Here is a 19,693-nt window from a genome sequence, read left to right on the forward strand (position 1 = left end):
CCGGTGGTCCGACAGCGCATGATGCCGCATCGACCGCCTGCCGGAAACCCGGCCGAACGGCATAAGCAAAAACACCAGAAAACGTAAATTTGCCTATGCCGTTTGGCCGACTGGAAACCTCACGGTCGTGTGACTACCATCAACTGAACGCGAGCTTTAGTCCGACGAGAACGAGCGTCGCTGCGAGCAGGTAGCGCAGCAGTGCTTCGGGCGCCTTGGAAGAGAGATTGCTGCCGATCACGATGCCGGGAATCGAGCCCACGAGGAGGGACGCCAGCAGCGACCAGTCGACCGAGCCCATCATCCAGTGGCCTGCGCCCGCAATCAGCGTGAGCGGCACGGCATGGGCGACGTCCGAGCCGACGATGCGCACCGTAGGCAGACGCGGATAGAGCAACAGCAGCACGGTCACGCCGATTGCGCCCGCCCCGACGGAGGTGATGGAAACCAGCGTGCCGAGGATCACGCCGGTCAAAACCGTCCAGGCGGCCGTGCGCGCGGGCCGCTCCGGGCGGTTGCGGCCCTTGCGGTAGGCAAAGCGTGCGAGCTGCGGCCGAAAGACGAGCGAGACGGCGGTGATGAGAAGCGCGGTGCCGAGAATCGATTGGATAAGACGCGCCGTGCCGGGCGAGGTAATGCCGTGCTGGTTCAGAAGGTACAGCGTGACGGCGGCGGCGGGCACGCTGCCTGCCGCAAGCCGCCCGGTGATGCGCCAGTCGACGGAGCCTTTGAGCCCGTGGACGAGCGTTCCCGCGGTTTTGGTGGCAGCGGCGTACAGCAGGTCGCTTCCCACGGCTGTAGCCGGGTGGATGCCGAACAGGAGCACCAGAAGCGGGGTCATCAGCGAGCCGCCGCCCACGCCGGTCAGCCCGACGAGAAAGCCGACCGCCAGCCCGGAAGCGGAATAAAGTAAGTCGATATGCGGAAATGACATGCGCGCGGGGAGAACCGGTCAGGCGTCGGTAGGTCGAAAAACCGTCGATGATAGCCGGTCAGCGGTTGACCTGCTGCACAAAACCCGTGCGCGAACCGCCGTCCGCTCGCCTGCAACGGCCCGTGGCGCCCTTTGATTCGCCAGTTCGCGCCATCAGGCGCCCTTTCACGTCACTTTCAGGAAGGTGCAATGGATACGAAGGAACAGACGCAGCAGCAACAACAACAGCAACAACAGCAACTGTCAGCGACGGACGAAGCATTCATCCCGACCGAGAACGCCAACATGCCGAGCGAGCGGCAGTTCGTGCTCAAGTCCGGCAACACGTTCGCCGTCTACGACGCAAACGGCGATATTCGCGGCCGCGACGACGGTCTCTTCGTCAACGACACGCGCGTGCTTTCCGAGCTCGTGCTGACCTTCGGCGGCCGCGCGCCTTCGCTTCTGTCCGGCAGCGTGTCCAGCGACAACGCCGTTTTCACCGCGCATCTGACGAACCGTCCCTTGCCGCCCATCGGCGGGGCGCGCACGCCGGAGGGCGTGATTCACGTCGAACGCAAACGCGTGTTGTCGGGGCACGTCCTGCACGAAAGCATCGTGCTCACGAACTACGGCACGGAACCGTCGACGGTGCCACTTTCCATCTCGTTCGCCGCCGACTTCCTCGACATGTTCGAAGTGCGCGGCACCATACGGCCGAAGCGCGGCACGTTGCGTCCGCCTGCCGTCGAGAACGGGGAAGTGATCCTGAGCTACATCGGGCTCGACGAAGTCGAACGCACGGCGCGCATCCAGTTCACGCCCGCGCCGGACGTGCTCTCGCCGACACGCGCCGACTACGCGCTGCACATCCAGTCGGAAACGGCGATCTCCGTCTATCTGTCCGTGACCGCGGTCACGCACGCCCTGAACGACGCCAGCGAGGAGAGCAAGCGCAACGCGGCCGAAGCGCCGGAATGCGCGCCGGAGTCGGGGCGCCCGGCCATCCGCGAGGCGCTCGTCGACGCGCACCGGAGCATGCGTGACAAACGCCGCGCCGGCGCCCGCGTGCGATCGAGCAATCCGCTCTTCAGTGAGTGGATCGACCGGTCGCTCGCGGACTTGGGCCTGCTCACCACCGATCTCGAAACCGGGCCGTATCCGTACGCCGGCATCCCGTGGTTTTCGACGCCGTTCGGACGTGACGCGATCATCACGTCGCTTCAGATGCTGTGGCTGCAGCCGACGCTCGCGCGCGGCGTCTTGCGCTTTCTGGCGGCGCATCAGGCGCGGGAAGATTCGGCGTTCAGGGACGCCGAGATCGGCAAGATCATGCACGAGACGCGCAAGAGTGAGATGGCGGCCACCGGCGAAGTGCCGTTTGCGCTGTACTACGGCGGCGTGGACAGTACGCCGCTCTTCATCGTGCTTGCCGGCGCCTACGCCGAACGCACGGGAGACCGCGCGCTCATCGACGAAATCTGGCCCGCGCTGCAACTGGCCGCCGGTTGGGTGGCGCGACACTGCGACCGGAATCCGCACGGCTTGCTCAGTTATCAGCGGGCGACCGAATACGGCCTCGCGAATCAGGGCTGGAAAGACAGCCACGATTCCGTCTTCCACGCAGACGGCCAGTTTCCCATCGGCCCGATCTCGCTCGTGGAAGTGCAGGCGTACGCGTCGACGGCCTTTTCCACGATGGCGCGCCTCGCCCGCGAGCGCGGCGAGCACGAGCACGTAGCGGAATTCGAGCGGCGCGCCGAGCATATCCGCGAGCGCGTCGAGGCGCTCTTCTGGATGCCCGAGATGGACTTCTACGGCATTGCGCTGGACGGACGCAATGAACTGTGCCGCGTGCTGTCGTCGAACGCGGGACATCTGCTCGCTTTCGATCTCGTCGAGCGCACGCGCGGCGAAGCGGTCGCGCGGCAACTGGAATCCGCGCTCTTCCACACCGGTTGGGGCGTGCGCACGCTCGCGGCCGGCCAGCCGCGCTTCAATCCGATGTCGTACCACAACGGCTCCGTGTGGCCGCACGACTCGGCCATTTGCGCGCGCGGCCTCGCGCGCTACGGCGAGCGCGGCGCGGCGGTAGGTTTGCTGCAATCCTTGTTCGAGGCGGCCGTCACCTTCGACATGCGTTTGCCCGAACTCTTCTGCGGCTTCACGCGGCAGCGCGGGGAGCGGCCGATTGCGTATCCGGTCGCATGCCTGCCGCAGGCGTGGGCAGCGGGCTCGCCGTTCATGATTCTCGAGGCGTGTCTCGGCGTGACCATCGACGCCGAGAAGGACGAGATTCGCGTCGACCGGCCACAGTTGCCGGACGGGATCGACTGGCTGGAAATCGGAGATCTGCGCGTGGGCGAGCGAAACGTCACGATCACGTTCCGGCGCGTGGGCGGACAGGTAGTGCCGTCGGTCGAAGGCGATGCGCGAGTGGTCGCGGTGCTCTGAACGTGGCAAGGCGCCTGGACGACGGCCGGCGCTACTGCCGACGTGCTTCTGCGCGGGCGACGTCCCGCTCGTTCGCGCTCGGAGACTTGCGGGCGCTGCTCGAACCGTGGCGCCGCGCGGCTTAGCAACAGCGCAGCGCAAAAGGAAAGCGAGCTCACAGCGCGACGCCGCGGGCGTAATCACGTTCGAGCGCCTGAGCGGGCAAGTCACACCGTCGGTCGAAGTCGACGAATGCGGCAAGGCGCCCGGACAATGCCGGACGCCTTGCCAGCAAACGAAGAGAAGCGGGAGATTACGCGGTCACGCTGCCCACGTCGTCGCCGCATGTGGAGTCTCGCGCACGCGGCCGGCAACAGGCATGCGCTGCTCGAACCGCAACGCCGCGCGACTTCGCAACAGCGCAGCGCAGATTGAAAGCGAACTCAGAGCGCGACACCGCCGAGTAATCAGGTTCCAGCGCCTGAGCCGGCGAATGGTACCGTCCGTCGAAGTCGACGAATGCGGCAAGGCGCCCGGACAATACCGGGCGCCTTTCCAGCAAACGAACAGAAGCGGGAGATTACGCGGTCACGCGGCCCACGTCGTCGCATGTGAAGTCGTGCGCGCACACCTCAGACGACGCTCGCGCGCTCCACAACACCGCACCGCAACCCGACACGACCTCAAACCGCCACGCTGCCCACATAGTTTTCCGCGAGCGCCGTCGCCGCGGCGCGCGACGTCGTCACGTGCTCCAGTTCGGCAACTTGCAGGCGCTGCTCGAAAGGCGAGTTGTCGTCGAGCTTGTGCAGCATGCGCGTCATCCACCAAGAGAAGTGCTCGGCGCGCCACACGCGCTTGAGCGCCGTCTCGGTGTAACGCGCAAGCGAGGCCGCGTCGTTTTGCTTGTAATAGCCGATCAGTGCCGCTGTCAGCACGCGCACGTCCGACGCCGCCAGATTCAGCCCCTTCGCGCCGGTCGGCGGCACGATGTGCGCCGCGTCGCCCGCGAGGAAGAGCTTGCCGGACTGCATCGGCGTGGAAACGAAGCTGCGCATCCCGACAATATTCTTCTGAAAGATACGTCCCTCGGTGATCTGCCAGCCGTCCGCCGTATCGACGCGTGCGTGCAGCTCGGCCCAGATGCGGTCGTCGGACCAGGCACCGACCGAATCTTTCGGGTCGCACTGGAAGTACATGCGCTGCACGCCCGGCGAGCGCGTGCTGATGAGCGCGAAGCCGCGGTCATGTCGCGCATAGATGAGTTCGTCGGAGGAGGGCGGCGCTTCCACCAGAATGCCGAACCAGCCGAACGGATACACGCGCTGATAGTCTTGCCGCACTGCCTCCGGTATGCATTGGCGCGAGACGCCCTGCGAGCCGTCGCAGCCGACGATGAAATCGCACTCCAGCTCTTCGTCACGTCCTTCGTGGCGATACTTGATGCGCGGCTTACGGTCGCTGTTCTCGGCGAAGTCGTGCAGCGAAACGTCCGACACATTGAACTTCAGCGCCCCGTTGGCCGCGGTGCGCGCCGCAACGAGGTCCTTGATGACTTCGTGCTGCGCATAAACCGTGATCGAATGGCCGGTCAGTTCGGTGAGCGCAATGCGTCGGCGCTCGCCCTCGAACGCCAGTTCGAAGCCGTGATGCAGCGCGCCTTCCGCCTGCATGCGCGCGCCAAGCCCGGCTTCGTTGAGCAGGTCCATCGTGCCCTGTTCGAGGACGCCCGCGCGAATGGTGGATTCGATGTCCTGCTGGCTGCGCGCTTCGAGCACGACCGATTCGATGCCGCGCAGATGCAGAAGATGAGAGAGCAGAAGCCCCGCCGGGCCCGCGCCGACGATGCCGACTTGAGTACGCATGAGTGTCTCCGTTGCGTCGTGATGTTGTGCGTACAGTGTCGGCATGGCGGCGATATGCCGCAACGCGATACCGCGGATAGCGCGTATCGGCTATCGCGATAAAGCCCGCGAAGGCGCATGAAATCGGGTCCGGTGCTTGCTGACCAAGGGTTTATCCCGACTCATCAACACGAGGACACCGACATGGACGCAAGCGCATATCCGAAGCCCCCTTTCGCCGACCAGCAACAGGAACGCACGCCCGGCCTGACCGAATCGATGAATCCGAAGCCTGACCACGGCGAAGAAACGTATAAGGGCAGCGGCAGGCTCGCAGGCAAAGCGGCGCTGATCACGGGCGGCGACAGCGGCATCGGGCGCGCGGTGGCGATCGCTTTCGCGCGCGAAGGCGCCGACGTCGCCATCGCCTATCTGGACGAACACGACGACGCGAAGGAAACCGCGCGCTGGATCGAGCAGGCGGGGCGCAAGGCGCTCTTGCTGCCGGGCGACATTACGGACCGCCAGCATTGCCGCGACATCGTCGCGAAGACGGCCGATGCGTTCGGACGCCTCGACGTGCTGGTGAACAACGCGGCGTATCAGATGACCTACGACAGCCTCGAAGAAATCAGCGACGACGAGTGGGACAAGACCTACTCGACCAACATCGGCGCGATGTTCCGCATCACGAAGGCCGCGCTCGCACATATGAAGGAAGGCGCGGCGATCGTGAACACGACGTCCGTGAACGCCGACGCGCCGAATCCCGGCCTGATCGCGTATGCGAGCACGAAGGGCGCGATTCAGAACTTCACGGGCGGACTCGCGCAGTTGCTGGCAGAACGCGGCATTCGCGTGAACTGCGTCGCGCCGGGCCCGATCTGGACGCCGCTGATTCCGTCGACGATGCCCGCCGAGAAGGTGAAGAACTTCGGCTCACAGGTGCCGATGAAGCGCCCCGGCCAACCGGCCGAGCTCGCGCCGGCGTATGTGATGCTGGCTTCGGACGAGGGCAGCTACATTTCCGGCGCGACCATCGCGGTGACGGGCGGCAAGCCGATCATCTGACCGGCCTGCCTGGTACTCTCACCCGCTCGATGCTTACTCGCCCGCCGCTTCCTTCAACTGGTTGCGGCGGTATTCGCCCTGACGCGTAAGCATCCAGCCCGGGTACTCGGCCGGCAACTGGCTCACTTCGTCGAGCGCGGCGAGTTCGTCTTCGTTGAGCTGCACGTTCGTCGCCGCGATGTTGTCATCGAGTTGCTCGATGCGCTTTGCGCCGACGATCACGCTCGTCACGACCTTCTGGTGCAGGAGCCACGCGAGCGCGATCTGCGCGACCGACACGCTCTTCGCCTCGGCCATGCGGCGCATTGCGTCGATGCAGTCGTAGGCACGGTCGACGTTCACCGGCGGGAAATCGAACTTCGAACGGCGGCTGCCTTCCTCCTTGCCGCCTTCGCGCGTGAACTTGCCCGAGAGCAGCCCGCCCGCGAGCGGGCTCCACACCATCAGCCCGACGTTTTCGCTCTGCAGAAGCGGCACGAGTTCGCGTTCGAGGTCGCGTCCGGCGATCGTGTAATACGCCTGCAACGATTCGAAGCGCGCGAGTCCGAGCCGCTCCGAAATGCCGAGCGCTTTCATGATTTGCCAGGCGGCCCAGTTCGACACGCCGATGTAGCGCACGTGGCCGTGCTGCACGAGCGTATCGAGCGCGCGCAGCGTTTCTTCGATCGGCGTGGCCGGGTCGAAACCGTGAATCTGGTACAGATCGACGTGATCGAGTTGCAGGCGCTTCAGGCTCGCCTTCACGCCGTCGATGATGTGAAACCGCGACGCGCCGCGCGAATTCACGCCCTTCGTTCCCGCTTCGCCCAGAATCTTCGTCGCGACCACGACGTTCTCGCGCGGCACCTTCAGGTTCCTGAGCGCCTGTCCGGTGATGATTTCCGACTGACCGTCGGCGTAGACATCGGCGGTGTCGATGAAGTTGATGCCCGCGTCGAGCGACCGGCCGACGAGCTTGTCGGCGTCCGCCTGTCGAAGCTGGCCGATGTTGTCCCAGATGCCGCCGCCACCGCCGCCGAACGTCATGGTGCCGAGGCACAGTTCGGAGACGAAGAGCCCGGTATTGCCGAATTTTCTGTAGCGCATGGTTGCTCCTGAGTGGACGATAGGCATGAAGCGTTCGCTAAAAAGCGACGAGCGTTCAGTGCCGCCAATGCAGTATCGTCCCGCAACGCGCGGCGTTCATAGCCTGATCCTGTCGAATCCTTGCCTGTTCCTGCAAACGCGGTGGCAGCGCGCGCGCACGATCCCGCTCGCGCGAGTAAGCTATGTCGACTTCTTCCACGCTCACGTCCCTTTCGGAAACCATGGCGCTGAACGACACGCCCGGCCTCGCCGGCAAAGATGCTCACGATCCATCCCACGAAGCGCGCCGCGTCTTGCCCGACGCGACGCTCGATCAGGCGCGCCTCGATCTTGTCGCGCTAATCGACCGCTTCACTGTCGGCTGCGAAGGCACGACGGAGACGCCGGTGCCGGGCCTCTTCCTGCATCGCGTGATGAATCCCGGCGGGCCGAAGCCCGGCATTCAGACGCCGGCGCTCGCGCTCATCGCGCAGGGTTCCAAGCGCGTGATCGTCGGGGACGACGTGTATGTCTACGACCCGTTGCACTATCTCGTTTCATCCGTCGATTTGCCGGTGATCGGCCAGGTCACGGTCGCGAGCGATTCGGAGCCGTATCTCGGCTTGCGGCTGGACCTCGACGTCGAGGAAATCACCTCGCTGATTCAGGACCAGAATCTGCCGCCCGCGACGCAAACCGACGCTTCGCGCGGCCTGTTCGTCAACCGCCTCGGCACGTCCATGCTCGACGCCGTGCTGCGACTCTTGCGTCTGATCGACACGCCGGAAGACGTGCCTATCGTCGCGCCGCTCGTCAAGCGTGAGATTCTCTACCGGCTGCTGATGAACGGCTCCGGCGCGCGCCTGCGCCAGATTGCGCTCAACGACAGCCAGACGCAGCGCATCGCGAAGGCCATCAAGCTGCTGCGTCAGAACTTCGATCAGCCGTTGCGCGTGGAAGACATCGCGAAGGACGTGCATATGAGCGTGTCGTCGCTGCATCATCACTTCAAGGCCGTGACCGCCATGAGTCCGCTCCAGTATCAGAAGCAGTTGCGCTTGCAGGAAGCGCGGCGGCTGATGCTGCTCGATATCGCGGATGCAGCGACGGCCGCGCATCGCGTGGGATATGAGAGCGCGTCGCAGTTCAGCCGCGAGTACAGCCGGCTCTTCGGCGCGCCGCCGCTGCGCGATACACGCCGCTGGCGCGATGCCGCCGCAGCCGGCGCGTGAGCTCGCAAATGCTGACTGGCGATGCGTCGGCGCTGCCGCATCGGTTTATTTCATCGTCCGCGGAATAATGCAGCGCCGCGCGACGTTCTGCGGAAACTGCCACGTACTTTTTCTGCGAGGAAGATGAAATGAACAAGCATGTTCTGATGGCTGTCACCGTCGCGAGCGCCGCCGCCTGCGTCGCGTCGTCCGCGTTTGCAGCGGCGCCGAAAGAAGCCAACGGCATGTATGTCGATGAAAACGGCATGACTCTCTACACGTTCGACAAGGACACGAAGGGCAGCCCGAGCGCCTGCACCGGCGGCTGCGCGCAGGCGTGGCCGGCCGCGATGGCGAGCGACTCCGACCAGCCGAGCGGCAAATGGACCACCGAATCGGCCGACGGCGGCAAGCAATGGGCCTACGACGGCAAGCGCGTGTACCGGTTCGCCAAGGACACGAAGCCGGGCGACAAGAACGGCGACAACTTCCGCAATGTGTGGCACGTGGTCAAGCCTTGAGGCCGTGACCGGCGCCTGATCGAAGAACGCTCGGAAGCACGCTTCGAACCACGCTCGTGGACTTCGAGCACGATCTCCTCGCCCATCTCCCGCAGTTGCGCCGCTATGCGCGCGCACTGACGGGTGATCGCGCCTGGGCCGACGATCTCGTGCAGGACGCCACCGAACGCGCGCTCAACCGGGCGAGCATGTTCCGCGCGGGCACGAACCTGCGCGCGTGGCTCTTCACGATCATGCGCAACATTTATATCGATCAATGGCGGGGACGCCGCGATATTGCCGTCGACGATGAAACCGCGCCTTGGCGGCAGATGGCCGCGCCGCGCGGCGAAGTGGACGGGCTCGTGCTGCGCGACGTGCAGCGCGCGCTGTACTGTCTGCCGGTCGAGCAGCGCGAAGTGATGCTGCTCGTGTGCGTCGAAGAGATGAGTTATCTGGAAGCGTCACAGGTTTTGAACGTGCCGGCGGGCACCGTCATGTCGCGCCTCTCGCGGGCGCGCGAACATATGCGCGTGCTGTTGGGCGAAGAGCAGGGGCGTCGCGCGCCGCTGAAAGTGGTGAGCCGCACATGACGAATCAGGACCGCCCAACCGACGACAACGAGCGCGCGTTGCAGGCGCTCTCCGCGTATATCGACGACGAGTTGCCCCTCGACGAACGCGACTCGACCGCCGCGCGCATCGCGAACGATGCCGCCTGCGAAGCGACGGTGGCGGCGTATCGCGCGCAGGACAACGCGTTGCGCGCGCTGTTCGCGGCGGGGTCGGCGGAGCCGCAGATCGTCGTGATGCGGCCGCGTGCGACGCAGCGTTATCTCATGGCCGCGTGCTTGCTCGTCGTCGGCGTGGCGTGCGGTTTTTTCCTGCACATGCTGCTTCCCGCCTTCGACGAGCCGCGCGCCCGTTTCGCCGAGCGTGCGGATATTGCGTATGCGGTGTATGCGCCCGAACAGCGGCACGCGGTGGAGGTGGCGGCATCGCAGCAGGATCATCTGGTGAACTGGCTGTCGAAGCGGCTCAACCGGACGCTCACGATTCCGTCGCTCGCCGAATATGGGTTCCAGCTCGTCGGCGGACGGCTCTTGCCGGGCGAAGAGGGGCCGGCCGCGCAAATCATGTATCAGAACGCGACGGGCGATCGCCTCACGCTCTATACGACGACGGTCGCCCGTAACGACGAGAAAGTGAGGATGCTGCGCGACGGCCCGCGCACAACGTACTACTGGGCGTCCGATCGTGTCGGCTATGCGCTGTCCGGGCAGATCGGGCAGGCGAAGTTGCAGGCGATTGCATACGACACGTGCAAGGAACTGGGCGGGGATCCGAAGAGCTGGTAGCGGGTTGAATCCGCGGAATGTCTGTCTTGGCGCAAGCATTCAGTTGCGTGACACAAAGCCATACATAGCAGGGTGTGTTAGCGATAACGTTACTCTGTTTCTGTCGGCGTTGATATGTAATGCTTACTATTTGCATGGTGCGACGAGGGCAGTTCATATCGCATCCCGATTTTCGTTCCAAAAGCCGCGAACCGCATGCATTGCAGGCGCAAGTCAATCAAGGAGTGAACGCTCTAACTCAATGGCAATGCAGTCGCGCACGAGCCCGACCAACGCCACAAAAAATCCGCCGCGAAAACTCGCGGCGGATTCTCAAACGCACTAAGGTTCAATTAACCATGGTGCGGATGATGCCGCTCCCACTCGGCGCGCTGCCAATAGCGATGACCATCCCAGTAACGATCGCCATGCCAGCCCACCTTCACGGCATGATGATGCCCATGGTGCACGTCGGCGGATGCAACGTTCACGAGGCCCAGGCCCAGCGAAGCGGCAACGGAAGCGATAAGCAGGCTCTTCTTTGTCTTGTCGAACATGATTGGCTCCTTAATGTTTAAAAAGCTCGTTTGAATAACTCGCAGCGTGTCAGGCCATTCCGGCTCTAGCGGTAATAGTCGTGATGGTGGTGATAACCGCCGCCATCGGGCACGATGATGCAGCCCGACAGCGTGCTACCCAACACCACGCTCAGCACCGCAAGAATCGCTAACTTCTTCATGGGTTTCTCCGTGTGAATCCGTGGAAACCAATTTAGCTGTTAGCAAAATGACAAGCCGTGTTCCTTTGTAAGCAAACGTGTTGCCTGAAATATTTACGAAGCAGGCTTATCAATCGACGCGCCGGACACTGCGACGTCAGCGCACGATCACCGGCTTCATATTGGGCGTCAACGATACGCCGACCACCTGGCCATCGCGCACGCCGCATCGACTATCCACGCGCAGCCATTGCGCCTTGCCGCGCGCTTTGGCGAAGGCGCGCATCATGATCACCTTGTCGACCGGAATGGGATTGGCGGGACTCAGAATCGGCGTATCGTCGTCGATCTTGGCGGCAAGCACGCGGCGGTCAGGCACGATCAGCGTGTCGTACTTCGGCGCATGCTCGACCCAGCGGTCGAACGCCGCAACGCATTGCACGACGGTATCCGGCACATGCAGGCGGGTCAGGTAGGAATAGTCTTCGGAAGGGTCGGGCGTCTCTTGAGCCTGAACGATCTGGAACAGCGACGCCGAAAGCAAAAGCGCGCACAGCGCAGGGGCGAACAAGGTTTTCATGCAGTCACGATGGCGAGGTCGGCAGGGGACGAGAAGAAGCGCAGGCGGGCATCGCGGGAAGAAGGCGACAGCCGAAACGGACCGTGACGTGCGCGCGCCTGATTTTCGAGATGGCGCGAAGTATACCGTGCGAAATTTTTCTGCGTCGAGCATCGCGAACGTTGAATGCCGATCGAAAGGGTTAGCGTCAAGATGTATGCTTTGTGCGAGCCGATAACGGAGCCGCGTGATGAAGCACGTGCGATGGTCGCAGCGGGACGGCGCGGGTCTCGAGCATCTCGTGCTCGATTCGCGGGCGGATGGCGTCGTCATCGAAAGCGTGATCGTCGGTGAAGGCGATGCCGGGGCGTTCGGCATGACGTACCGCATCGAATGCGATGCGCGCTGGCAGGTCACGCGGCTCGCCGTCAAGCTGGCGGGAGGCGCGTCTATCGAACTGCTTCGCGAAGAACAGTGGACGGACGAGCACGGCGCGCCGCAAGACGCGCTTCGCGGTTGCATCGACGTGGATATCATCGCGACGCCGTTCACCAACACGTTGCCCATACGCCGCCTCAACCTGCAGCCCGGCGAGCGCCGCGAGATTCGCGTGGTGTACGTGCGCGTTCCCGAGATGACCGTGAGCGCCGTCGCGCAGGCTTATACGTGTCTCGAGCGAAACCGGCGCTATCGCTTCGAGGGACTCGACACGGGCTTCGATGCCGACATCACGGTCGATGAAGACGGCCTCGTCACCGACTATCCCGGTCTTTTCGAGCGGATCGCGTGAGGCGCGCCGCGCCGCGAGCGGCGATAATGCGGTCATCGAACGACTTTTTGCCGGGTTCCACCGATGACCGATACTGCACTGACCACTGAAACCAAAAACGACGCGCCGCGTCTCACGAGCCTCTCGCACGGCGGCGGCTGCGGCTGCAAGATCGCGCCGGGCCTGCTCGCCGATCTGCTCAAGCGCAGCGCGCCGATGCCCGCATTCCCGAATCTCCTCGTCGGCAACGACACCGCCGACGACGCCGCCGTCTACCAGCTCAACGACGAACAAGCCATCGTCGCGACGACGGATTTCTTCATGCCCATCGTCGACGATCCGTTCGACTTCGGCCGCATCGCCGCGACGAACGCGCTGTCCGACGTCTACGCGATGGGCGGCAAACCGATTCTCGCGCTCGCGCTCGTCGGCATGCCGATCAACGTGCTGCCGCACGAAGTCATCGCGCAGGTGCTCAAAGGCGGGGAAGCGGTGTGCGCGGAGGCGGGCATTCCGGTCGCGGGCGGCCATTCCATCGATTCCGTCGAGCCGATCTACGGGCTCGCCGCGCTCGGCATCGTGCATCCCTCGCGCGTGAAGCGTAACGCGGCGGCTCGCGCCGGCGACGTGCTGATCCTCGGCAAGCCGCTCGGCGTCGGCGTGCTGTCGGCGGCGCTCAAGAAGAATCAACTCGATGCAGCCGGCTACGCCGCGATGATCGCCGCGACGACCAAGCTCAATCGCCCTGGCGCGGAGCTCGCGAAGCTCGACGGCGTTCACGCGCTCACCGACGTCACCGGTTTCGGGCTGCTTGGCCACACGCTGGAACTGGCGCGCGGCGCCGGGCTCACGGCGCGCCTCCGCTACTCGGCGCTGCCGTGGCTGCCGCAGGTTCAGGACTTCGTGCGCGCGGGCGTGTTCACGGGCGCCTCGGGCCGCAACTGGGCGGCTTACGGCGCCGACGTGACGTTGGACCCGTCGCTTGGAGACACCTTCGAAAGCTCAATGGAAGCGGCCCGCGCCTTGCTCACCGATCCGCAGACCTCGGGCGGCCTGCTCGTGTCGTGCGCACCGCAAGCCGTCGACGACGTGCTCGCCATCTTCCGCGCCGATGGCTTCAACGAGGCCGCGGTCATCGGCGAGATGACGGACGGCGCGGGCCGGGTCGAGGTGCGCTAGGAATTTCCCTGACAACGAACAGCGGGTGGACATGAAGGAAGAATCGCCGAAAGCCATTTTCTACGCGCTCGCCGCGAACTTGGGCATCGCGGTATGCAAGTTTGGGGCAGCCGCGTACACCGGTTCGGGCGCGATGTTCGCCGAAGCGATCCATTCCACCGCCGACTGCGGCAATCAATTGCTCCTGCTTTTCGGGTTGAAGCGCGCGCAGGCTCCGGCCAACGCGCTGCATCCGCTAGGCTCGGGGCGCGAGATCTACTTTTATGCGCTGCTCGTGGCGCTGCTGCTGTTCTTCGTGGGCGGGGCGTTCTCGGTGTACGAAGGCGCGCATCGGCTGCTGCATCACGAGCCGCTGTCGAATCCGATCGTCGCGCTCGTGATTCTCGGCGTGTCCGTCGCGCTCGAAGCGTTTTCGCTTGCCGGCGCGGTTCGCGAAATCCGCAAGAACACGCCGAACAAGACCATGTGGCGATGGTTCCGCGAGACGCGCGAGTCAGAACTGCTCGTCGTGGCGGGCGAGGACGTGGCCGCGCTCGCGGGGCTCGCCATCGCATTCGTCGCCGTGCTGCTGACCATGATCACCGGCAATCCCGCCTACGACGCCGCGGGCTCAGTCGGAGTCGGCCTGCTGCTCATGGTGATCGCGTTTCTGGTCGCGCGCGAAGTGAAGTCGATGATCGTCGGCGAATCCGCGAGCCCGGAAGTGCGCAAGGCGATCGACGCGCATTTGCGCGCACGGCCGGAAGTCACGCACATCATCAGCCTCATTACCTTGCAATGGGGCAAGCATCTCGTCGTCGCCGTGCAGGCGGAGATGATCGACTATGCGAGCGGCCGCGCAATGATCGACGCGATCAACGTTATCGAAGAGGACTTGCAGCGCGCCTTTCCGCAGGTGCGCTGGGTCTTCTTCGAGCCCGACGTGCCGCGCCAGACGCAGAAACCGGCCGCCGCTGCCTGAACGCCTGCGTCCGGTATCACGGCAAGTGTGCGGGCGGCCGCGCATAGTGCGGACGCGGCGTGACGGGGGTGACGGGCACTTCGGTGCGTCCGTGGTCCGGAACCTGCGTGACGCCCATCTCGGGTAAGGGCGCTGCGGTCTCGCCATGCGCCGGGAATGCACCCGACGCGGCGCGCGGCTCGCCCTGCATGGCGCGCGGCGACGCCCGGAGCGGGGCAGGAGCGCAGAGTGCTACACACACCGCAGCCGCGACGAGCGCGGCGTTCGTTCCGCGCGCACCGTCTGTCAACCAGCGAAACCCACCCCCGTATTTCGAACGTTTGAGCATTGTCCTTGTCATTGTCGTTTCAACCTCAACGCGATAGCACGCCTCGATCCGCAGCGTGCAACGCTCCCGCGCACCGGCGGGAAAGCTATCGCGTGAATCCGTGTCGTGCGCGTCGTCCGCATCGAGTCCCCGAAATTTCGTGATCTTCATCCGACCCATGCGCAAACATCTACTTGCCGTCTATTTCATTTTCGTGTCGGGCCTCGTCTCGATACTTTCGCCCACCGCCCGAGCCGCCGCGCCCGCACAGCCGGCTTCGCAGCCCGCCGTCGCGCTGACGCCGCAACAGGCCCGCGATGCGCTCTCCGTCCTGAACGATCCGCAGCGGCGCGCGCAGGTGGCCGACACGCTGCGCGCCGTGGCCGCAGCCGGCACGCTGGCCGCGCCCGCGAGCGCCGCGCAATCCGCTTCCGCTGCGGGGGCCGCGCCGGCATCGGGAGCGTCCGGCGTGCTGGCGAACTCGCTGAAGGCCAACGGCCTCGCATCGCAGATATCGCATCAGGCCGGCAACTGGCTCGTGCATTTCGGCACGGGCCTGCGACATTCGGTGGCCGCGCTCCTCAACGTGCGCTCCGTCGTGCGCTGGTGGCACGACCGGCTCGCGAGCGAGCAGGCGCGCGACCTGATGGCGCACGTCGCGTGGGCGGTTCTGCTGTCGCTTCTGCCGGCGCTCGTGATCGAATATCTCGCGGCGCGGCTCTTGCGAAAACCGCGCCAGAAAGTCGCCGCACGGGGCGTGGCGGACGCCGAAGTGACCGAGCCGGAACTGGTGCGCGAGCAGCGCGCCGCCGAACATGCCGAAGATGCGGCGCAGCGTTCCGGCGACGAAGTTCAGCAGCATGTCGCCGAGCGCAAGGCGGACGCGGCGCGCGGCAAACGTCATGCGGCGCGGCACTGGACCCTGTTGCGGCGTCTACCGAACGCGCTGCTGCATCTCGTGTTCAATCTGATTCCGCTCGGCGTCTTCATGGGCGCGGCGACGGTGCTGATGTCGGTTTTCATCGACGACAACTCCACCGAAGCGCATGTCGCCGGCGCGCTGATCGACGTGTATCTGGTCTGCCGCCTCGTGATGATCGTGTTCGGCTTCTTCGTCGCGCCGAACGCGCGTGGTCTGCGGCTCTTGCAGATGCGCGACCAGTACGCGATGTACATGTATCGCTGGCTGCGGCGCATCGTGATCGTGACTGGCGCGGGTATCGCACTCGCGAACGGCTGCGAGCCGTTGGGCCTCACGGACGCCGCGCATATCGCGATTCTCAAGGTCGTGACGCTCGTCGCGCATCTGATGATCGCGTGGGTCATCTTCGAATCCCGCAGGCTCGTCGGCGAAAGCATTCGCCAGCGCATGACGGCTTACCGGTCGGTCGCGCTCGTCGGCAGCTGGGTGGCCGATGTCTGGGCGGGCGTCGCGATTTTCTTCGTGATCGCGCTGTGGTTCGTGTGGGCGCTCGACGTGCAGAACGGCTACAGCACGCTTTTCCACCTCGGCGGCGTGTCGCTGCTGGTGCTGGTCGGCGCGCGCGTGGCTGCGATCGTCGCGTTCGGCGCGCTGGGCCGAATCTTTCGCGACAACGACGAGGAAGACTTCGCGAGCAAGTCCATCGCCCATCGCCATGCGTACCGCTATTACCCGGTGCTGCGGCGGATCGTGCAGACGGTGATCGGCGTGGCGACCGTTATCGCGCTGCTCGAAGTGTGGGGCGTGCATGTCGTGCGCTTCTTCACGTCGGGCGGCGTCGGCAACCGGCTCGCATCGGCGATCCTGACCATCGCGGTCGCCGCCGTGTTCGCGGTGCTCGTCTGGGAAACGGCCAACGTGCTGGTCGAGCGCCGTCTCGAACAGTGGAACGCCACGGGCGACCGCGTGCGCGCCGCACGCCTGCGCACGCTTTTGCCGATGATGCGCACCGCGCTCATGGTCGTCATCGGCATGGTCGTGGTGCTGACCGGGCTTTCGGAGATCGGGGTGAACACCGCGCCGCTGCTCGCCAGCGCGAGCATCTTCGGCGTGGCGCTCGGCTTCGGCTCGCAAAAGCTCGTGCAGGACTTCATCACCGGCATCTTCCTGTTGATGGAAAACGCGATGCAGGTCGGCGACTGGGTGACGGTCGCGGGCGTGTCGGGCACGGTGGAATATTTGTCGATCCGCACGGTGCGGCTGCGCGGCGGCGACGGCTCGCTCTACACCGTGCCGTTCAGTTCCGTGACGACGGTGAACAACACGAACCGGGGCATCGGCAACGCGGCGGTGCGCGTATCGATCGCGCTCGGCCAGGACGTGGACCTCGCCATCTCGACGCTGAAGGAGATCGGCGCCGCGCTGCGCGAGGACGAAGCGTTCCGCGACGGCATTCTCTCCGACTTCAGCTTCTGGGGCGTGGATGCCGTCGATGGCTCGACCGTCACGCTCGCCGGCCAGATCCAGTGCCGCGACAGCGCGCGCTGGCCGGTGCAGCGCGAGTTCAACCGGCGCATTCTCAACGAGTTCACGGCGCGCGGCATCGAGATCGCGAATCCGCAGCGCAACTTCGTGATCGTAGGCGGCAACGGGCACGAGACCGCGCAGGAGCTTCAGCAGGACAGCGAACAGGCGGGTGCGGAACAGCGCGCGGAGCCGTCGAAGGCGGCGCAGCATCCGACGAGCGAAGCGGCTTCGGGCAGCGATGTGGCCTCGGCCGCGCCGCCGCCGCGCGGAGCCCAGAGCGGCGCATGAGCATGAGAGCCGATGCCGCCGGGCGGCTTATTGGCTCTCCTATAATCGTCCGGGCCAGCCGCGCCGACGCATGACTCGAACGGCGCGGCGGCTTTTCTTCGAAGTTCGAACCTTCAAGAGGACGATGCCCGTCATGAAAATCGCCGCCCGGTTTAAATCGACTCGCTTCAAGCGTTCGCCCGCAAAAAGAATGCGCACGGCGCTCGCCGCCGCTGGCCTCACGACGCTGTGCGCTGTCACAGGTTGCGCGTTCGCGCAACAACCCGACGACATGAGCGGCGAACGCCACGGAAACGGCGGTCGTCACGTCAAGGTAATGATCGTCACGATGTTCGGTCCGGAAGGCCAGGTCTGGCTCGACAACCTCGGTCCGTGGCAGACGGTGGAGGTGCCGGGACTCTCGCCCGACTATCCGGCCGTGCACTGCAATCGCGACGACGTGTGCGTCATCACCACAGGCATGGGCCACGCGAACGCCACGGCGTCGATCATGGCGCTCACGTTCTCCGACCAGTTCGATCTGCGGCACACGTATTTCCTGATTGCGGGCATCGCCGGGATCGATCCGGCGCGCGGCACGCTCGGCTCCGCGGCGTGGGCAAAATATCTGGTCGATTTCGGCATTCAATGGGAAATCGACGCACGCGAGAAGCCGGCGGACTGGCCGACCGGCTTTCTCGGCATCAACACGAAGAGCCCGCACGACAAACCGCCGCTCGACTATCGCACCGAAGTGTTCGCGCTGAACGCGTCGCTCGCGGACGCGGCTTACGCGCTGTCACGCAATGTGACGCTTTCCGACAGCGATGAGGCGAAAGTCGCTCGCGCCAAGTTCAACTACGCCCCGGCGAACCAGCCGCCGCGCGTGATCCAGTGCGACACGCTGGCCGGCGACACGTGGTGGTCCGGCAAGTACATCGGCGAGCGGGCGCGCTACTGGACGCGGCTCCTGACCGACCGGCAGGGCGTCTATTGCACGACGCAGCAGGAAGACAACGCGACGTTCGAAGCACTCAAGCGGGCGGCGAGTGTGAAGCGAGTGGATTTGTCGCGCGTGGCCGACCTGAGGGCGGGTTCTGACTTCGACCGGCCATACGAGGGTCAGACGGCTAGCGACAATTTTCTGAACTATTCGGCACAGGGCGGATTTACTCCCGCGATCCGGAATCTATATCTGACCGGCAATCCTTTCGTTCAGGAAGTGGTGACTCACTGGGGCGCATGGCGCAAGGGCGTACCGCAAAGGTGAGCGTGAGCGAAGCCGCCTTTTTGTCTGATGACACGGCGAAGTAACAAGACTTCGGAACCAATTACACTTACAGCCGCGAACCGGTAATTTTCGGTATCGCGGCTTTTTTACCGCTTTTCAGCCGCAAAACGCGTCTCAAAAATAAACGGCGTGGTTGTCAACCGAACCCCGCAAAGCCCCGTTGAACCGGGCGTCAGGCGATTACTCAGATAAAAAACCAGCCGCCTCGTTTTCGAACGAGCAGACGAAAAGTCTTCGCAGAATTGCTGTCAAATTTGCCGGTTTCTAGAGGAAGCAAACGTTACCGATGCAAAGTGTTGTCTGCAACAAAATATTATTGAGATGGTCTTGCGTTCGATTAAGCCCATCCTTAGAATCCGTTTCACAGTGTTGTTACAAGTTGTAACGGCCTGTATCAAAGTACGTAGCCGGGCGAAGCGAGCCTGGTGAGGCACAAAAAAGATATCGGCAAAAGCCGGCGGGAAAATCGGGGATTTACTGGAAGCAGCAACCATGAACGGTCGCGAAACGCTGGAATCGATCCGGGAAATCAACTTGTCTTACATCATGCTCGCACAGCGTCTGCTGCGCGAGGACCGGGCCATCGGCATGTTCCGGCTCGGGCTGTCGGCTGAACTGGCCGATCTGTTGTCGGGGCTCACGCTCGCGCAGATCGTCAAGCTCGCGCAATCCGACAACCTGCTGTGCGCTTTCCGCTTCAACGATCACACGATGCTGTCGGCCTTGACGCAACCCGCGAAGAACGCGGATATCGCGCCGACGCATGCGGCAATCCTGCTGGCTGGCCAGCCGGCCGAACAGTTCGCTTAAGAGAGAGACG

At 64.5% G+C, this 19,693-nt stretch carries 18 protein-coding genes; 12 read left to right on the forward strand and 6 right to left on the reverse strand.

The features are described 5' to 3' along the window. Positions 1-139 precede the first annotated feature (139 nt). Positions 140-934 carry a sulfite exporter TauE/SafE family protein gene (locus P9239_RS00975; protein ID WP_309748651.1) on the reverse strand — a complete coding sequence of 265 codons (795 nt, stop codon included), beginning with the start codon at positions 932-934 and terminating at the stop codon, positions 140-142. Positions 935-1,123: 189 nt separating this feature from the next. On the opposite strand from P9239_RS00975, the gene P9239_RS00980 reads away from it, so the two are divergent. Beyond that, the gene (locus P9239_RS00980; protein ID WP_309748652.1) at positions 1,124-3,367 is read left to right on the forward strand and encodes an amylo-alpha-1,6-glucosidase; all 2,244 of its coding nucleotides are present in this window, start codon (positions 1,124-1,126) and stop codon (positions 3,365-3,367) included. Between the two features lie 662 nt (positions 3,368-4,029). Here the strand turns inward: P9239_RS00980 and P9239_RS00985 are convergent. Continuing rightward, positions 4,030-5,211, reverse strand: a complete 1,182-nt coding sequence (locus P9239_RS00985; protein WP_309748653.1) for a 4-hydroxybenzoate 3-monooxygenase — start codon at positions 5,209-5,211, stop codon at positions 4,030-4,032. A gap of 183 nt (positions 5,212-5,394) precedes the next feature. On the opposite strand from P9239_RS00985, the gene P9239_RS00990 reads away from it, so the two are divergent. Further along, complete coding sequence (locus P9239_RS00990; RefSeq protein WP_309748654.1) at positions 5,395-6,261, forward strand: SDR family oxidoreductase; 867 nt, start codon at positions 5,395-5,397, stop codon at positions 6,259-6,261. A 33-nt stretch (positions 6,262-6,294) separates the two neighbouring features. On the opposite strand, the gene P9239_RS00995 is transcribed toward P9239_RS00990, so the two are convergent. Next, positions 6,295-7,347: an aldo/keto reductase gene (locus P9239_RS00995; RefSeq protein WP_309748655.1), complete on the reverse strand. Its 1,053-nt coding sequence runs from the start codon at positions 7,345-7,347 to the stop codon at positions 6,295-6,297. Positions 7,348-7,568: 221 nt separating this feature from the next. Between P9239_RS00995 and P9239_RS01000 the strand changes: the two genes are divergently transcribed. The 4 genes from P9239_RS01000 to P9239_RS01015 all read left to right on the forward strand — a co-directional run bounded on the left by P9239_RS01000 (position 7,569) and on the right by P9239_RS01015 (position 10,394). Further along, complete coding sequence (locus tag P9239_RS01000; protein ID WP_309749577.1) at positions 7,569-8,558, forward strand: AraC family transcriptional regulator; 990 nt, start codon at positions 7,569-7,571, stop codon at positions 8,556-8,558. Between the two features lie 128 nt (positions 8,559-8,686). After that, entirely contained in the window at positions 8,687-9,058 is a 372-nt protein-coding gene (locus P9239_RS01005) for a hypothetical protein (RefSeq protein WP_309748656.1), read from the forward strand. A gap of 56 nt (positions 9,059-9,114) precedes the next feature. Next, positions 9,115-9,630, forward strand: coding sequence for an RNA polymerase sigma factor (locus P9239_RS01010; RefSeq protein WP_309748657.1), 516 nt, complete (start codon positions 9,115-9,117; stop codon positions 9,628-9,630). Next, the gene (locus P9239_RS01015) at positions 9,627-10,394 is read left to right on the forward strand and encodes an anti-sigma factor (protein WP_309748658.1); all 768 of its coding nucleotides are present in this window, start codon (positions 9,627-9,629) and stop codon (positions 10,392-10,394) included. The genes P9239_RS01010 and P9239_RS01015 overlap by 4 nt, the downstream gene beginning before the upstream one ends. Positions 10,395-10,726: 332 nt before the next feature. On the opposite strand, the gene P9239_RS01020 is transcribed toward P9239_RS01015, so the two are convergent. Then, positions 10,727-10,930 carry a hypothetical protein gene (locus tag P9239_RS01020; protein ID WP_309748659.1) on the reverse strand — a complete coding sequence of 68 codons (204 nt, stop codon included), beginning with the start codon at positions 10,928-10,930 and terminating at the stop codon, positions 10,727-10,729. Positions 10,931-11,248: 318 nt separating this feature from the next. Beyond that, positions 11,249-11,671 carry a BspC domain-containing protein gene (locus P9239_RS01025; protein ID WP_309748660.1) on the reverse strand — a complete coding sequence of 141 codons (423 nt, stop codon included), beginning with the start codon at positions 11,669-11,671 and terminating at the stop codon, positions 11,249-11,251. Positions 11,672-11,900: 229 nt separating this feature from the next. On the opposite strand from P9239_RS01025, the gene P9239_RS01030 reads away from it, so the two are divergent. The 3 genes from P9239_RS01030 (at position 11,901) to P9239_RS01040 (ending at position 14,559) form a co-directional block, all read left to right on the forward strand. After that, positions 11,901-12,440: a putative glycolipid-binding domain-containing protein gene (locus P9239_RS01030; RefSeq protein WP_309748661.1), complete on the forward strand. Its 540-nt coding sequence runs from the start codon at positions 11,901-11,903 to the stop codon at positions 12,438-12,440. 63 nt (positions 12,441-12,503) lie between these two features. Continuing rightward, the gene (gene selD, locus P9239_RS01035) at positions 12,504-13,598 is read left to right on the forward strand and encodes a selenide, water dikinase SelD (protein ID WP_309748662.1); all 1,095 of its coding nucleotides are present in this window, start codon (positions 12,504-12,506) and stop codon (positions 13,596-13,598) included. 31 nt (positions 13,599-13,629) lie between these two features. Further along, positions 13,630-14,559, forward strand: a complete 930-nt coding sequence (locus tag P9239_RS01040; protein WP_309748663.1) for a cation diffusion facilitator family transporter — start codon at positions 13,630-13,632, stop codon at positions 14,557-14,559. 16 nt (positions 14,560-14,575) lie between these two features. Here the strand turns inward: P9239_RS01040 and P9239_RS01045 are convergent, their stop codons facing one another. Continuing rightward, complete coding sequence (locus P9239_RS01045) at positions 14,576-14,749, reverse strand: hypothetical protein (RefSeq protein ID WP_309748664.1); 174 nt, start codon at positions 14,747-14,749, stop codon at positions 14,576-14,578. Positions 14,750-15,044: 295 nt separating this feature from the next. Here P9239_RS01045 and P9239_RS01050 point away from each other — a divergent pair, with 295 nt between their 5' ends. The 3 genes from P9239_RS01050 to flhD all read left to right on the forward strand — a co-directional run bounded on the left by P9239_RS01050 (position 15,045) and on the right by flhD (position 19,683). Further along, a complete protein-coding gene (locus tag P9239_RS01050; protein WP_309749578.1) occupies positions 15,045-17,603 on the forward strand; it encodes a mechanosensitive ion channel domain-containing protein in 2,559 nt (852 codons plus the stop codon). A gap of 190 nt (positions 17,604-17,793) precedes the next feature. Next, positions 17,794-18,852 (forward strand): purine nucleoside permease, encoded by a 1,059-nt coding sequence (locus P9239_RS01055; RefSeq protein ID WP_309748665.1) that lies wholly within the window; start codon positions 17,794-17,796, stop codon positions 18,850-18,852. A gap of 513 nt (positions 18,853-19,365) precedes the next feature. After that, the gene (gene flhD, locus P9239_RS01060) at positions 19,366-19,683 is read left to right on the forward strand and encodes a flagellar transcriptional regulator FlhD (protein ID WP_309748666.1); all 318 of its coding nucleotides are present in this window, start codon (positions 19,366-19,368) and stop codon (positions 19,681-19,683) included. Positions 19,684-19,693 lie beyond the last annotated feature (10 nt).

It is taken from the genome of Caballeronia sp. LZ062 (assembly GCF_031450785.1).
GTDB lineage: Bacteria > Pseudomonadota > Gammaproteobacteria > Burkholderiales > Burkholderiaceae > Caballeronia.

Excerpts from the sequence above, each read along its gene's own strand:
- selD (WP_309748662.1), top strand. The coding sequence starts at position 12,504 with ATGACCGATACTGCACTGACCACTGAAACCAAAAACGACGCGCCGCGT.
- P9239_RS01055 (WP_309748665.1), top strand. The coding sequence starts at position 17,794 with ATGCGCACGGCGCTCGCCGCCGCTGGCCTCACGACGCTGTGCGCTGTC.
- P9239_RS00985 (WP_309748653.1), bottom strand. The coding sequence starts at position 5,211 with ATGCGTACTCAAGTCGGCATCGTCGGCGCGGGCCCGGCGGGGCTTCTG.
- flhD (WP_309748666.1), top strand. The coding sequence starts at position 19,366 with ATGAACGGTCGCGAAACGCTGGAATCGATCCGGGAAATCAACTTGTCT.
- P9239_RS00975 (WP_309748651.1), bottom strand. The coding sequence starts at position 934 with ATGTCATTTCCGCATATCGACTTACTTTATTCCGCTTCCGGGCTGGCG.
- P9239_RS00990 (WP_309748654.1), top strand. The coding sequence starts at position 5,395 with ATGGACGCAAGCGCATATCCGAAGCCCCCTTTCGCCGACCAGCAACAG.
- P9239_RS01045 (WP_309748664.1), bottom strand. The coding sequence starts at position 14,749 with ATGCAGGGCGAGCCGCGCGCCGCGTCGGGTGCATTCCCGGCGCATGGC.
- P9239_RS01015 (WP_309748658.1), top strand. The coding sequence starts at position 9,627 with ATGACGAATCAGGACCGCCCAACCGACGACAACGAGCGCGCGTTGCAG.
- P9239_RS01000 (WP_309749577.1), top strand. The coding sequence starts at position 7,569 with ATGGCGCTGAACGACACGCCCGGCCTCGCCGGCAAAGATGCTCACGAT.
- P9239_RS01005 (WP_309748656.1), top strand. The coding sequence starts at position 8,687 with ATGAACAAGCATGTTCTGATGGCTGTCACCGTCGCGAGCGCCGCCGCC.
- P9239_RS01025 (WP_309748660.1), bottom strand. The coding sequence starts at position 11,671 with ATGAAAACCTTGTTCGCCCCTGCGCTGTGCGCGCTTTTGCTTTCGGCG.
- P9239_RS01050 (WP_309749578.1), top strand. The coding sequence starts at position 15,045 with ATGCGCAAACATCTACTTGCCGTCTATTTCATTTTCGTGTCGGGCCTC.
- P9239_RS01020 (WP_309748659.1), bottom strand. The coding sequence starts at position 10,930 with ATGTTCGACAAGACAAAGAAGAGCCTGCTTATCGCTTCCGTTGCCGCT.
- P9239_RS01040 (WP_309748663.1), top strand. The coding sequence starts at position 13,630 with ATGAAGGAAGAATCGCCGAAAGCCATTTTCTACGCGCTCGCCGCGAAC.
- P9239_RS00980 (WP_309748652.1), top strand. The coding sequence starts at position 1,124 with ATGGATACGAAGGAACAGACGCAGCAGCAACAACAACAGCAACAACAG.
- P9239_RS00995 (WP_309748655.1), bottom strand. The coding sequence starts at position 7,347 with ATGCGCTACAGAAAATTCGGCAATACCGGGCTCTTCGTCTCCGAACTG.
- P9239_RS01030 (WP_309748661.1), top strand. The coding sequence starts at position 11,901 with ATGAAGCACGTGCGATGGTCGCAGCGGGACGGCGCGGGTCTCGAGCAT.